The organism is Lichenihabitans psoromatis, from assembly GCF_004323635.1.
Taxonomy (GTDB): Bacteria; Pseudomonadota; Alphaproteobacteria; order Rhizobiales; family Beijerinckiaceae; genus Lichenihabitans; species Lichenihabitans psoromatis.
The window spans coordinates 1,842,047-1,854,774 of the sequence record NZ_CP036515.1; the positions used below are offsets into that span (position 1 = coordinate 1,842,047).

The 12,728-nt window shown below is 62.7% G+C and carries 15 protein-coding genes and 1 pseudogene; 10 read left to right on the top strand and 6 right to left on the bottom strand.

The window, feature by feature from the left end:
• Positions 1-95: 95 nt before the first annotated feature.
• From EY713_RS08550 to EY713_RS08560, 4 genes are all read right to left on the bottom strand, one after another.
• Positions 96-2,003, bottom strand: coding sequence for an ATP-binding protein (locus EY713_RS08550; protein WP_165491071.1), 1,908 nt, complete (start codon positions 2,001-2,003; stop codon positions 96-98).
• A gap of 61 nt (positions 2,004-2,064) precedes the next feature.
• Positions 2,065-2,592 carry a hypothetical protein gene (locus EY713_RS22705; protein WP_165491072.1) on the bottom strand — a complete coding sequence of 176 codons (528 nt, stop codon included), beginning with the start codon at positions 2,590-2,592 and terminating at the stop codon, positions 2,065-2,067.
• 87 nt (positions 2,593-2,679) lie between these two features.
• Entirely contained in the window at positions 2,680-3,462 is a 783-nt protein-coding gene (locus EY713_RS08555; RefSeq protein ID WP_131114418.1) for a molybdopterin-dependent oxidoreductase, read from the bottom strand.
• Positions 3,455-4,342, bottom strand: a complete 888-nt coding sequence (locus EY713_RS08560) for a cytochrome b/b6 domain-containing protein (RefSeq protein ID WP_131114419.1) — start codon at positions 4,340-4,342, stop codon at positions 3,455-3,457. The genes EY713_RS08555 and EY713_RS08560 overlap by 8 nt, the downstream gene beginning before the upstream one ends.
• A 366-nt stretch (positions 4,343-4,708) precedes the next feature.
• On the opposite strand from EY713_RS08560, the gene EY713_RS08565 reads away from it, so the two are divergent.
• The 6 genes and pseudogenes from EY713_RS08565 (at position 4,709) to EY713_RS08585 (ending at position 8,710) form a co-directional block, all read left to right on the top strand.
• A complete protein-coding gene (locus EY713_RS08565; protein WP_210215319.1) occupies positions 4,709-5,269 on the top strand; it encodes a ferritin-like domain-containing protein in 561 nt (186 codons plus the stop codon).
• Positions 5,270-5,291: 22 nt separating this feature from the next.
• Positions 5,292-5,948 carry a ferritin-like domain-containing protein gene (locus tag EY713_RS08570; protein ID WP_131114421.1) on the top strand — a complete coding sequence of 219 codons (657 nt, stop codon included), beginning with the start codon at positions 5,292-5,294 and terminating at the stop codon, positions 5,946-5,948.
• Between the two features lie 32 nt (positions 5,949-5,980).
• On the top strand, positions 5,981-6,175 hold the full coding sequence (locus EY713_RS08575) for a hypothetical protein (RefSeq protein ID WP_131114422.1): 195 nt from the start codon (positions 5,981-5,983) through the stop codon (positions 6,173-6,175).
• A gap of 345 nt (positions 6,176-6,520) precedes the next feature.
• The gene (locus EY713_RS08580; protein ID WP_131114423.1) at positions 6,521-7,561 is read left to right on the top strand and encodes a PAS domain-containing protein; all 1,041 of its coding nucleotides are present in this window, start codon (positions 6,521-6,523) and stop codon (positions 7,559-7,561) included.
• A gap of 168 nt (positions 7,562-7,729) precedes the next feature.
• Positions 7,730-7,858 (top strand): annotated as a pseudogene (locus EY713_RS23535) (helix-turn-helix domain-containing protein); the annotation flags it as partial.
• Positions 7,859-7,897: 39 nt separating this feature from the next.
• Positions 7,898-8,710, top strand: coding sequence for a LysR family transcriptional regulator (locus tag EY713_RS08585; RefSeq protein WP_245572948.1), 813 nt, complete (start codon positions 7,898-7,900; stop codon positions 8,708-8,710).
• A gap of 419 nt (positions 8,711-9,129) precedes the next feature.
• Here the strand turns inward: EY713_RS08585 and EY713_RS22975 are convergent, their stop codons facing one another.
• Positions 9,130-9,369 (bottom strand): hypothetical protein, encoded by a 240-nt coding sequence (locus tag EY713_RS22975; protein ID WP_131114425.1) that lies wholly within the window; start codon positions 9,367-9,369, stop codon positions 9,130-9,132.
• Between the two features lie 41 nt (positions 9,370-9,410).
• Between EY713_RS22975 and EY713_RS22980 the strand changes: the two genes are divergently transcribed.
• From EY713_RS22980 to EY713_RS08605, 3 genes are all read left to right on the top strand, one after another.
• Entirely contained in the window at positions 9,411-9,677 is a 267-nt protein-coding gene (locus tag EY713_RS22980) for an ATP-binding protein (protein ID WP_131114426.1), read from the top strand.
• Entirely contained in the window at positions 9,674-10,024 is a 351-nt protein-coding gene (locus tag EY713_RS08600) for a response regulator (RefSeq protein WP_131114427.1), read from the top strand. Before EY713_RS22980 ends, EY713_RS08600 begins: the two co-directional genes overlap by 4 nt.
• A 442-nt stretch (positions 10,025-10,466) precedes the next feature.
• Positions 10,467-10,664, top strand: a complete 198-nt coding sequence (locus tag EY713_RS08605; protein WP_131114428.1) for a ribosome modulation factor — start codon at positions 10,467-10,469, stop codon at positions 10,662-10,664.
• 162 nt (positions 10,665-10,826) lie between these two features.
• On the opposite strand, the gene EY713_RS23540 is transcribed toward EY713_RS08605, so the two are convergent.
• The gene (locus EY713_RS23540; protein ID WP_131114429.1) at positions 10,827-11,081 is read right to left on the bottom strand and encodes a recombinase family protein; all 255 of its coding nucleotides are present in this window, start codon (positions 11,079-11,081) and stop codon (positions 10,827-10,829) included.
• Between the two features lie 433 nt (positions 11,082-11,514).
• Here EY713_RS23540 and EY713_RS08615 point away from each other — a divergent pair, with 433 nt between their 5' ends.
• On the top strand, positions 11,515-12,726 hold the full coding sequence (locus EY713_RS08615) for an ABC transporter substrate-binding protein (protein ID WP_131114430.1): 1,212 nt from the start codon (positions 11,515-11,517) through the stop codon (positions 12,724-12,726).
• Positions 12,727-12,728 lie beyond the last annotated feature (2 nt).

Below are 12,728 nucleotides of genomic sequence, written 5' to 3' on the forward strand. Positions count from 1 at the left end.
CGTCCGGCTCCGTGTTCCAGCGTCCTTGCTCCCCGGCCATTCGTCGTGCCTCGCACAGCCATCACCTCTGCGGGCCTCCGGGCCCACCATCGATCCTAGCCACCGAGCCCGATCGGCCACACCGTCGAATCCGGATAGTGACTATGCGAATGCGGGTCGGCCTCCGGCGTCGATGTAGAACCTTCTCGGGCAGTCCCTGGTCGTTGGAGCATTTGGCGAATCTTGCTCCCGAGTGCATCCAGCGTGAAGGGCTTGGTCAGGAGGTCCATGCCCGGCGCGAGGAAGTCGCTGCGGATCGTCGCGGCGGACGCGTAGGCCGTCACGAACAGCACCTTCAGATCGGGTCTGGTCTCCCGCGCCATCTCGGCCAGGTGTCGGCCGTCGAGCCCGGGCAGGCCGACGTCGGACACCATCATGTCCACGCGCTGGCCGGAACGCAGGATCGGAAGCGCCTGACGGCTATCGGATACCTCCAGAGGGACATAGCTAAGCTCCCTGAGGACTTCCACGATGAGAAGACGAACGGTCGGGTCGTCCTCGACCACTAGGACGGTTTCCCCATCCCCTCGGGGCGTGTCCGACCGATCGAGATCGCTGACGACGGCGACGCCGCCTTGGGCCCGGGGAAGGTAGAGCTTCACCGTCGTGCCCCGACCGACCTCGCTCTCGATCCGGACATGGCCGCCACTCTGTTTCGCGAAGCCGTAGATCATCGATAGACCCAAGCCCGTTCCCTGGCCGATCGCCTTGGTCGTGAAGAACGGATCGAAGGCTTTCGCGATGACCTCCGGCGTCATGCCCGAGCCGGTATCCGAGACGGAAATGACGACGTAGCGCCCCGGGCTCACCTCCTCGTTCGGCAGGGAATGCGTGTCTTCCAGGCTGACGTTCATGGTCTCGATCGAGAGCCGCCCACCATCCGGCATGGCGTCCCGCGCATTGATCGCGAGGTTCAGGATCGCGTTTTCGAGCTGGTTGGCGTCGGTCATCGCCGGCCAGAGATCAGCCCCGAGCACGATGTCCAGGGTCTGCTTGCCGAGCGTCCGACGCAACAGGTCGTCCATCCCGGCGACGAGAGCGTTCACGTCGGATGGCTTGGTATCCAGCGACTGGCGGCGGGCGAAAGCCAATAGGCGGTGGGTCAGGGCCGCAGCTCGCAGGGCGGACGTGGAAGCCGCATCGATGAAGCGACCGATATCATACATCCGTCCGGCCTCGATGCGGCGGCGTATCAGATCCAGGGAGCCGGTGATTCCCGTGAGCAGGTTGTTGAAGTCGTGCGCGATCCCGCCCGTGAGCTGCCCGATCGCGTCCATCTTCTGGCTCTGACGGAGCTGGCCCTCGGCAACCTCGCGGTGACCCTGTTCCGTTTCGAAGGCGCTCGTCCTTTCGGCGACACGTTCCTCAAGCGTCTCGTTGGCGCGCCGCAGTGCGGTTTCGCTCGTTTGCAGGGCAACCTGGGCGCCGCGCATCGCGTCGGCCACCCGAAGGCGATCGACCGCAGCCGCAAGCAGATTGGCGTACCCTCGGAGAAATTTGGTGTCCCGCTCGACGAACTTGCGGGGCGTTCGACTGTCGACCTGGAGGATGCCGAAGGGCGCCTTGTCTTCCGCGCCCAGGATGATGACGCTCACGATGGCCTTGACGCCGCTCTCCTTGATGAAGTCGGCGTAGGCGAACCTCGTCTCGTTATCGATATTGTCGGACATGACGGGCTGACCGGTTTTAAGGGCGTAGCCTTCGGACGATCCCTTGACGGCTTTGACCGTCACCTTGCCGATGATCCCCGCGTGCCAGCCGACGCCCGCTCGCACGGACAGGGTGACGCCGTCATCCTGCATTTCCATGACCTTGGCGAGGTCGGTGCCGAGCGCCTCGCCGACCAAGCGGCAGGCCTCGTTGAGGATGTCATCCAGGCTGTCGGAGCGCAGGGCCATCTCGCCAAACTTGGCCAGGACTTCCTGTTGGCGTAGGAGAGCGGCAATGGTCTCGGTCTCGATCACCTTGGGAAGCCCCGCCACCCCATGAGGCGGCGCGCTGGTACGAGGACCGCCTCGCCCACGTTCAGCACGCCGATTTACGCTGGTCGTCGGAAAACCGCTGTCCTTTTTCGCCGGCTTCCACGGTCTTCGAGACAGCCTCCTGCATGACGATTCGCGAAAGCAGTTCCGCTGCGATGGCATCGACGGTCGAGGTCCCGACTTTGCTCTCAAGTTCGGCATCGTGGCGATGGACACTGACGATCGCGTCAGGCCCCGTACCGCTCACGCAGAACTCGCCGGCGAAAGTGCTGCCCCGATAGGTGCAGGAGGTGTTTTCGATCCTTGCCGACGGATTCTCGACCTTTGCAGTTTCACGCCCGGCATCGGCCAAGTCGACCGAGGCCAAGTCACTACGGGCCGGCGTCGCGATCGAGCCTGCGGTTCGATGCGATCCACTCATGGATCTCGCGATATTGGCACGCCTGACCTCATCGACCGGTAATGCGGATTTCCGCGTGGGATAATATGCGAGGACGGTAGGACCAATTGCTTGCTCGATTGGCATTTTATCCTCCAAATTACTTTGACATATGAGGTCCGGAAAACGCATCGACCACTCTATGAATACATCTGGACGGCTGCAAAAAGCGGAAAACCTTCAGGCGTTTTTCGATAGTGGATATGCAGATCTGATCGCTCAAATCCCCGCGTACCATTGGTAGCCGCTGTCCTCCCAGTACCCGCCCTTACCCTGGCCGATATCCTTGAAGTCCTCCATGAGCTGGATGCGCTTGATGTACTTCGTCATTTTGTAGCCAAGCTGCCTCTCGACGCGGAGGCGCAACGGGGCCCCGTACTTCACCTCCAGCGGCTTGCCGCCCATGTCGTAGGCGAGGATGGTCTGCGGATGCCGTGCGGCCAGCAGGTCGACGCTCCCGTAGAACGGAGTGGGACCGGACGGATCGCCGTCGTCCATCGTGTCGAAACAGTGGAAGACCACGTAACGCGCCGTCGCCTTCACGCCGGCCCGGTCCAGCACGCCCTGCAATGGCGTACCGGTCCACTGGCCGATGCAGCTCCAGCCCTCCACGCAGTCGTGCCGGGTGATCTGCGTTCGGACAGGCATCGCGCGAAGCTCCGCCATCGTCAGTTCCAGCGGACGCTCGACCAAGCCGTCGACGACCAGCTTGTAGGTGTCGAAGCCCTTGGCGGCCATCGCCTTGTAACGCTCGTCGTCGGGGTCGGTGGAGCCGTTGGCATAGAACATCGTCGAAACGTCGCTCAACTCGTATTCCGGGGCCAGTTGTTCAGAACCGAGGATCGCCTCCTGGGCCTTCCGGTTCAACCCACCGACACCATCGAGGACCTGCCTCGCCAAGGGGTTGTTGGTGATCTTCTCGCAGCCGGCGAGGCCCAGGGCGGCGATCGCGGTCGCTCCCCCCGTCAGGATGGTGCGTCGTGTCGTCGGACGATCAACCATGGGTCCCGCGCTCCTGCCCGATGTCGTACCAGCCGCTGATCATCGAACGCATGTTGTTGAAGAGCCCGGACAGGAGCACCAGGGCCACGTGGACGAGCACGAACAGCACCACCCCGAACGCAGCGAAGAAGTGAACCGAACGTGCGGTCTGCCGGCCCCCGAAAATATGAAGGAGAAAGGGAAACGCGGCGTCGAGCCCCGGCGACATGGTCCAGCCCGCCACGACCAGGAGCGGCAGAAGGACGAGGGCGACCAGGAAGTAGGTGATCTTCTGGATGGCGTTGTACTGCCGCGCCTTCTCTCCCTTGGGAAAGCGAAGCCTGGCGTGATCGAGGATCTCGCCGCCGATATGCCGCCATTGAAAGCGGCTCGGTACGAAGTCGCGACGGAAGTGGCGGGTCGCGAAACCCCAGACGAGGTAGACGAGGCCGTTGGCGACGAAGAGCCAGGCGAATACGAAATGAATGGCTCGTCCGGTGCCGAGGTCCTGCTCGCCCGGCAGCGTCGCCCAGGACGGAAAGGCACGCTCGGTCGGTTTGCCCTCGAAGTCCGACAGCCCGAGGACGCCCGTCGTGTCGAAACGATGCTCGCCGATCCGAACGTAGCCACGGGCCTTGCCGTCTACCTTGTCGGAGTCGATGGCCACGGGCGGGTGGTCGAAGTCGGTCTTGTTGCCGAAGTCGAGTTGCGGACGGGCGTTGAAGATCTGAAGCCCGCTCATCAGCAGCATGGTGAGGCACAGCACGGTGATCCAGTGCGTCACGCGAACCACGACGCTGTGGCGCTTCACCAGCGTGACGAGGTGCTGCTCCTTGCCCTTAGGAACGGCGTCGTCGTTCGACACGACGGGATCGTCCCGTTCCGCTTCGGCCAGTGACATCGAGACTCCGATCGCATCGTTCGTCCGAGGGATCGAATGCACTGAATGTCGACGACCAAGGGTCGACGCTCGATCCTGTTTTCACTCGAATTTCGAGGCGTCGCACGATGTCGCGATAAGTCGGCGATAAATATTCGCATAGTGGGAATGCGTATTTGCACGTACGTCACGGCGCACCGTATCGAATAACTCAGCGTACCTAGAATGCATGGCCATTCAGAGTCTTATTTTGGCCGGAACAACGGATATGGGAGACGATAGACCAGCGCAAACCAAAACGAACTCAACCACGGCAGCAATTCCCGACGCGCCATCCTGAAGTGGGCCGGCGTCACAGCAGTCGCGGCGGTCGCCTTCGGCGTCGACGTGCCGGGCCTGAAACTGAACCAAGCGTTCGCCCAGGCCGGGGTCGACCTTGGCGCCGGGGACCTCGGCGTCTTGAACTACGCCTACGCCCTAGAGCAGCTCGAAGCGGCCTTCTACAGCCAGGTCCTCGCCTCGCCCTACGGAGGTATGACTCGGGGCGAGCGTTCGCTCCTTCAGGACATCAAGGCGCATGAGATCGCACATAGGACGCTTTTCGCTAGGGCCCTCGGGGGCAATCGCATTCCCGACCTGACACCCAACTTCGCCGCCATCGATTTTTCCAGCCGTGAGTCGGTTCTCGGTACCGCCGCGACCTTCGAGGACCTCGGCGTGGCCGCCTACAACGGCGGCGGCGCTGCGATCCAAAGCCCGAAGTACCTGGCGATCGCTGGTTCGATCGTGTCGGTCGAAGCGCGGCACGCCGCAACCATCCACGACATCATCGGCGACTTCGGCCCGATCGACCAGAACGGCCTCGACCGGGCGCTGCTGCCGTCCCAGGTCCTGCCGATGGTCGCACCCTTCATCGCGACGCCCGTCACCGCCTCGCAACTTCCCTGATCACTCCGAAAGGACTCACCGTATGTCCACCGACATCGCCATTCTCGACGGGATCGATCCCGACCTCTCCAACCGCCTGATCAAACGGCGCGACTTGTTCGCCGGTGCCGCCGTCAAGCTCGGCGCCCTTGCCACCGCCCCGATGATGCTGGCCGCCGTCTCGTCGGAGGTTTTCGCGCAGGTGCCGCAACAGGTCGCGGACATCCTGAACTTCGCGCTGACACTGGAATACCTCGAAGACGAGTTCTACCGGACGGCGCTGGCCCAGGGCGGGCTCATCCCTGACTATGCCGGGGCCACGTTCCAGGTCATCAGCCAGCACGAAACCGCGCACGTCGCGCTGTTGCAATCCGTACTCGGCGGGGCGGCGATCGCCAAGCCGGAGTTCGACTTCACGGCGCGCGGGAAATACCGCGACGTGTTCCAGAACTTCAAGACGTTCGCGGCGGTGTCGCAGGCGTTGGAAGACACCGGCGTCGCCGCCTACAAGGGGCAGGCACCCAACCTCGTCGGCGGCGGCAAGCTGCTCACGACGGCGTTGCAGATCCATTCGGTCGAGGCGCGACATGCGGCTTCGGTGCGGCTGCTGCGCAAGCAGAAGCCCTGGACCGGCGCCTTCGACAAGCCGCTCAGCAAGGCGCAGGTACTGGCGATCGCAGGTCCGTTCATCGCGGGATGATCCCGCATTGAAGGCATAACAGGAGAACACCCATGACAAAGACCAAGAGCCTGATCCTCGCGTGCGCGGCCATCGCCTGCTCACTCGGCGCCGCCATAGCGCCGGCCTCCGCGCAGATGATGAAGAAGCCGATGATGCATAAGTCCATGATGCACGGCAAGATGATGCACGGCAAGATGATGAATAAGAAAATGATGATGCACAAGAAGATGATGCATCGCATGTGATTTTAAAACGAGACGCTTCCTCAAGGAGGGCGTCTCGACTTTTGCTCGGGTGAAGATATCACAATGACTTTGATTATCGAATTCTGTTGATACGCAAAGAGCGTTGCGATGCTAGAGCGCCCGTGATTTCATATATGCATCTCGACTATGCTTAAATTTGCGCCTCGCCAAGTGATCCGGCCCTTATGATAATGTCTGCCACAGGGACCCGGTAAATCCCAAGGGCCGCCATCGATACCAACGCGCATCGGTGACGAGTGAGGTGGTCCGCGCCGGGTTGCGGTCATCTCACGAGATTTAGCCGCTCGATGGGGTTCGTGCTTTTCGGGCGTTGGGAGAAGCTTCATGGCGGAACAAGCCGATAAGTCAGGCCAGCAGAAGGACGCGGAGTCCGTTGTCGAAGGCTTCCGCGAGGACCTCGGTCCCTTCGTCGTAGCCGCCGAGACGACAAGGATGCCGATGGTATTCTGCAACGCCAGGGCGCCGGACAAGCCGATCGTGTTCGTCAATCAGGCCTTCCTCGACCTCACGGGTTACGACGAACATGAGGTGCTTGGCCAAAAGTTCGGTTTCCTGATCCAAAGCAGCAACGACCCCGAAGCGATGACGCAGATCCAGACCGCCTTCGAGGGCGGTCGCGACCTCGATACGCCGCTTCGCTTTCACCGCAAGGACGGCAGTACGATCTGGGTTTCCGTCTTCATCAGTCAGGTCCGGGACGATGCCGGTGCCGTCGTGCAGCACTTCGCCTCCTTCGTGAACGTGACCGCGCACAAGAGCGAGCTGGAGCGGCTCAGGTTCAAGCTCGACGATCTGAACCACCGAACGCAGGACACGCTCGCGACCGTCCTGACCATCACCGGGCAGACGCCGCGTGGCGTGGCGGACAAGCGAATCATCGACGCTTTCGTGGGACGTGTCCTGGCGCTGTCGAAAACCCACGGCCTCCTCGGCACTGGGACGCGGGATAGTGTCGGCCTGAGCGACATCCTCGACCAGACGGTGGAGGCCTTGGGGCCGGGCGTACGCATCTCCATCCAGGGTGACGAGCTTCCACTCCGGCCCAAGGAGGCGTTGAGTCTAACGATGGCCTTCCATGAACTGGCCAACAACGCCGCCACCCACGGTGCGCTGTCGCCCGAAGCGGACGGAAAAGTCGACGTATCGTGGCGGTTCGAAGCCGTGCCGAAGGGCGATCAGGTCCGGCTGCTTTGGCGCGAGAGCGGCGGTTCCACGGTCACGTCACCTTCCTTCAAGGGTTTTGGCCGGAGCCTGATCGAGGGTAGCTTGGCTCAGGATCTCGATGGCGAGGTTCGACTCGATTTCGAGACTACTGGGGTCGTTTGCGAGATCGTGATGCCCGTTTCGCCAGGGATCGCTCGATGATCCATCCGAGAGAAGCCGGATCGATCTCGGTCCTTTGCCGGATTGCTCCGAGGGAATAGCCGCGATACTCTCGATCGACCTGTCCGATACCGCCAATGTTCTGCTCTAGGCGTCCCAGTGCGGCGATGAGGATCGCCGACCGCGCAATGCGAAGGTAACCTGATGGCGATGCTCGATTGGGATGACTTTCGTATCTTCCTCGCCATCGTACGCGCGGGCGGCCTCTCCTCCGCCGCTAGGGAGTTGCGCGTCGCCCAGTCTACGGTGGGGCGACGTCTCGCGTCCCTAGAGGCGAGCCTGGGGGTTCGCCTCCTAAACCGGACGCCGGACGGTTACATGACCACCCTGGCAGGCGAGGATGTCCGAAAGCAAGCGGAACGGGTCGAGGCCGAGGTCCTCTTGGTGGAGCGTCAGGTCGGAGGTCAGGACGCGCACATGGCGGGCCTGGTGCGCGTCACCTGTTCGGAGACCATCGCGAGCAACCTCATCGCCCCCGGCCTGGGCACGCTCCATCTCACCAACCCCGACATCATGATCGAGCTGATCCCCAACCCTCGGGAACTTAGCCTGTCGATGCGCGAGGCGGACATCTCGATACGCCTGACCCAGCCCGAGCAGCACGACCTCGTCGTGCGTCGGATCGGCACGCTCGCGTACGGGCTCTACGCCAGCCCCGGCTACCTCGATCGGCACGGCGACTGCGACTACGATGCCGGATGCCCCGGCCACCGCCTTATTACGCAGCTTGAAGGCATCCAGGACGCGACGCAGACAGACTGGCTCGCCGAGCTTGCGCCCCGCGCTACCGTCGCGATGCAGACCAGTAGCCATGCGGCGGCGCTCGCTGCGGCCAAGCAGGGCGGAGGTTTGGCCAGCCTGATCCGGTACCAAGCCGATCAGGAACCGGGACTGACCCGTATCGAGGTGCCGCCGCTGCCGTCCCTTATCCCCAGTGCGGGCATCTGGTTGGTGGTTCACAAGGACAATCGCGACACCCCCCGCATCCGGGTCGTCCTCGATCACGTCACGAAGTGGGTGCGTAAACGTGCCGATGAACTCGATCCGACAGAACAACGACCCGAAACGCATCGCCACCGCGAGGCCCTCGGCGCCGACGAAAACAAACGGTCGATGCCACCGGGGTCGTGACGTCGTCCGCATCGATGCTACGGCTCGCCGAACCGGGCCGGGCTCGGGCAGGCTACCCGGGATTGCTGGCCCGAGGCCTGGCACATCAACGAGACGATCTACGCGCGCGTGCTCGCCGGGGAGTCTGTCACCTTCGAGGGTGCGTTGTCCCCCATCACGCGCCACGGCGCGTCACATGACGCTTGGCTAACGCATTCTTCAGGTCCGCTGCGCGAAGACGCGGGTGTTATCGCGGGCATCCTCGTCACCGTGTTCGAGACGACCGGCAGGCTACTCGCGGAGCGCGGGACTGCGGGGAGACCGAACGGCAGCGAAACCTCTTCCAGGGCGCACCCGGCTCGCCGCTTTCACGCGGGGTCTGGATCATGTCTTTTAGATCGTCGAGGACGCCTACGTCCGCCTTGCCGGCGGTCGGGATTTCATCGGTCGGCGCAGGCATCACGGACGAACGAAGGCGACGCTATCTCGTCGCGGTGTCGGATACGGTCGACCGCGCGGCCCAGCTGACCTGCCAACTCCAGGCGTTCGCCTGCCGTTCGGCGCTGAAGTCCGAAGTGTTCGACGTAGGCGTGCGCCTCGGCGCCGTGGTCGAAATGCTCGATGCGGTGACGGGCTCCCGCATCGGCATCATGACGAATGCGTCCGAAGAACGCTGTCACGTTCGCGCCGACCTCAGCCAGTTCGAGACCGCGTGGTCAATATGGCCGTCAACGCCAGAGTTGCGATGGACGGCGTCGGGACGCTGTCGCTGTCTAAGACCGGCGGCTGCGGGATTCGGATGATCCGGGGGCACGGACGGAATGCCGGACCCTTCGTGGCGACCTCGGTCGCCGACACCGGGTCTGGGATCCCACCGGAGCGGATTGCCCGCATCTTCGAGCCTTTCTTCACGACGAGAGAGGTTGGCAAGGGAACGGATCTGGGGTCTTCGGATTCGCCAAGCAGTCCGGCGGCGATGTCGACGTGACGAGCGAGGTCGGGAGAGGCACGACTTTCGATCTGTCCCTACCCGAGGTCGAAAAAGTGCCGGCGCGGTCCTTCGACGAAGTGGCGGAAGCGAATGCGGTTACGAACGGAACGGGCCTGCGGCTCCCGGTCGTGGAGGACAACATCCATGTAGGGAACTTTGCCACCCAAACCCTGGGGGATCTCAGATACCAAACGTCCCGGGCGACGAGCGCCGAGTGTGCCTTGCCCAAGCTGGATGAGGATCACTTCGACGTCGTATTTTCCGACGTGGTCATGCCGGGAATGGGCGGGGTTGCGCTCGCGAAGCGCCTACGCATTACGCCTCCGCTTTATCCGCGCTCCTGAAATTCCATTACAGCCATACTTATCGGAGGATGGGGTCTAGGATTTCGAACTTCTTGAAAAGCCGCATTCGGTCGAAAACCTTTCCAGAACGATAGCGAGGGTCTTTTCACGACCTCCGAAGTGAGGCCGCGCTTCTCGCTCCGTGCGCTTTCCGCCGACGCTGGCCAGAAATGACCGAACTTGAAACCGACATCGACGCGACGGCGATCGGGGGGACGGACGAATAATTTGTTCTATCTTATTGCAATATTGCATACTGACTATTCAAATTTGCAGTCGCAAAATAGTTTACTAATCATGAGCGTTGAATAAGGATCCGCTGGCGATGCGTTTGCGCTTCAGAGAAGATTACCAAGAATGTCAGTTACGCAATAACTGGTGACTCTTGTCATCTAAGAGGCAGCTTTGATGGGTCTCCTCAAGTATCAAACGAGGGAAACGCATGGCCGATCCCGAAGAGTTGAGCTTCGTCGAAGGCCAAAATGCCTACGAGCATGGTCTCGAACAGGGCACCTGTCCATACCCCGATATAGGGTCGATTAGACATCTATGGTTGGCGGGTTGGGACGAGGCCCAACGCTGGGCCTCGAACACGGTTCGCCTCAGCACGTCGAGATCTGTCGACGAGGCGGAGGACTAGGCCCCTCACTCGTAGTTTCGATCGGACACCGGGGAAGGCGACCTGCGCCAAGACCTCAAGTCAGCGACATAGGCTCACTCACGCGTCGCTACCAGGCCTTCCGCCGCTGGCGGGCGTCAGCTTCGGCTTGCGGCCCATCAGGACCCCGTGCTCCTTGGCACGCTACAGCCCTTCGCCCATCCAAGCTAGGATCGGCTCCCGCTCGAACTCCGCGAGGACGCCGAAAACCCTTAGCATAAGTCGGCCATGCGGTGTTTTAGTATACGCCCACGCGGCCCGGATCGATCGAATGCCCACGCCCTTCTTACCCAGTGTGTCGAGGATGTTCAGCAGATCCCGGTTGCTGCGGGCGAGACGGTCCAGCCTAGTCACGAGCAGGACGTCCCTTGCCTGGGTGGTAGGGACGGCACGCTTCATGGCCTCGATCCGTGACGATGTCCGAGATCTTTTCGTGGAACACGATCTCGGAGCCCGCCGCGTTCAGTTCGGCGACCTGCGCGTCGAGGGATTACCCGTCCGTGTCCCCTTTGGCGTAGCTGAAGAGTGCCGTGAGGCGCTCCAGCCTCGCACCGGAGTTTCGCACGGCTTAAGCGACTGATCCAATTCGGCCCGGCAAGCCGTGCGAATCTCCTGCAATCCACATGGCTTGGGAACGGCTGCTTTCTGGAACGACTTCGCGGCCCCTGGACGGCAATGATGGGCGCACCGCCGCCGGCCCTGGCCCGGGCATTCGACCGAAGCCGTCTCGAGCCCGCTTCGTGGAGTCGATCTTCTGCTGTAGAAGTGTTTAGACCGATGCCGCGTTTGCGTGCGCCGGGCAGATCGCGCTCTCGCCTCGACTGGTTTAAATATGATTCGGCGACGTGATTTCTTCACAGGTCTGGCCCTCTCCGTTGGCGTTCTGCCGGTGCCGGCTTGGGCGCAGTCAGCTGATTGGGAGTTCATCGAGGCCAGGGCACGTGGACAGTCCGTCTACTTCAACGCTTGGGGGGGCGATCCGCAGACGAACGCCTTTCTGGATTGGATAGCCGGAGAGACGAAGGCGCGTCACGGGATCGACCTTGTGCATGTCAAGCTGACCGACACCGCCGAGGCGGTGACCCGGGTTCTGGCTGAGAAGGCGGCCGGACGCTCGACCGGCGGATCGGTCGACCTGGTCTGGATCAACGGGCCCAACTTCGTCGCCATGAAGGATCAAGGCCTCTTGTCGGCCCCGTTCGCGACGGATCTGCCCAACTGGCGCTACGTCGATAAGCGCAAGCCATCAAACCTCATCGACTTCACGATCCCAGTGAACGGGCTCGAGTCGCCCTGGCGGATCGCCCAGGTGGTCTTCGTCTACGACGAGGCCCGAACGCCGCTGGCGGGGTTGCCCAAGACAGCGTCCGCGATGCTGGACTGGGCCGAGGCCCACCGGGGCCGACTGACCCATCCGAATGCGAGGAACTTTCTCGGCGCAACGTTCCTAAAACAGGCGCTCGTCGGCTTGGTCCCGGACCGGGATATTCTGCAGCAAGCCGCGACGGACGCGACCTTCCAGACTGCCGCCGCGGCGCTTTGGAGCTGGTACGACGCGCTGCGGCCGCATCTCTGGCACGATGGTCGTGACTTCCCAGAAACCGGTGCCACGCTGCTGCAGCTTTTCGCCGATGGCGAGATCGACACGGCGATCTCGTTCAACCCCGCAGAGGCCGCAAACGGGATCGCGAATGGCACTCTGGCCAAATCGGCGCGCGTCCACGTGCTGGACGGAGGAACGATCGGCAATACGAGTTTCGTCGCGATCCCCTACGATGCGGCCCATCGGGACGGCGCCATGGTGATCGCCAACCTGCTGCTCGCGCCGGAGGTCCAGGCCCGCGCGCAGGATCCCGCCGTGCTGGGCAGCTTTACGGTGCTCGACCTCGCGGCGCTCGATCCGACGCAACGCGCAATGTTCCAGAAGGTGGACGACAGGGCCGGGATGCCGACCAACGCGCAGCTCGGCGCCCCGCTGCTGGAGCCGCATCCCTCGTGGATGACGCGGATCACCGGGGAATGGGAGCGGCGGACCAGTCAGTAACC

Excerpts from the sequence above, each read along its gene's own strand:
- EY713_RS22705 (WP_165491072.1), bottom strand. The coding sequence starts at position 2,592 with ATGCGTTTTCCGGACCTCATATGTCAAAGTAATTTGGAGGATAAAATG.
- EY713_RS08555 (WP_131114418.1), bottom strand. The coding sequence starts at position 3,462 with ATGGTTGATCGTCCGACGACACGACGCACCATCCTGACGGGGGGAGCG.
- EY713_RS08560 (WP_131114419.1), bottom strand. The coding sequence starts at position 4,342 with ATGTCACTGGCCGAAGCGGAACGGGACGATCCCGTCGTGTCGAACGAC.
- EY713_RS08570 (WP_131114421.1), top strand. The coding sequence starts at position 5,292 with ATGTCCACCGACATCGCCATTCTCGACGGGATCGATCCCGACCTCTCC.
- EY713_RS08575 (WP_131114422.1), top strand. The coding sequence starts at position 5,981 with ATGACAAAGACCAAGAGCCTGATCCTCGCGTGCGCGGCCATCGCCTGC.
- EY713_RS08580 (WP_131114423.1), top strand. The coding sequence starts at position 6,521 with ATGGCGGAACAAGCCGATAAGTCAGGCCAGCAGAAGGACGCGGAGTCC.
- EY713_RS08585 (WP_245572948.1), top strand. The coding sequence starts at position 7,898 with ATGACCACCCTGGCAGGCGAGGATGTCCGAAAGCAAGCGGAACGGGTC.
- EY713_RS22980 (WP_131114426.1), top strand. The coding sequence starts at position 9,411 with ATGGCCGTCAACGCCAGAGTTGCGATGGACGGCGTCGGGACGCTGTCG.
- EY713_RS08605 (WP_131114428.1), top strand. The coding sequence starts at position 10,467 with ATGGCCGATCCCGAAGAGTTGAGCTTCGTCGAAGGCCAAAATGCCTAC.
- EY713_RS23540 (WP_131114429.1), bottom strand. The coding sequence starts at position 11,081 with ATGAAGCGTGCCGTCCCTACCACCCAGGCAAGGGACGTCCTGCTCGTG.
- EY713_RS08615 (WP_131114430.1), top strand. The coding sequence starts at position 11,515 with ATGATTCGGCGACGTGATTTCTTCACAGGTCTGGCCCTCTCCGTTGGC.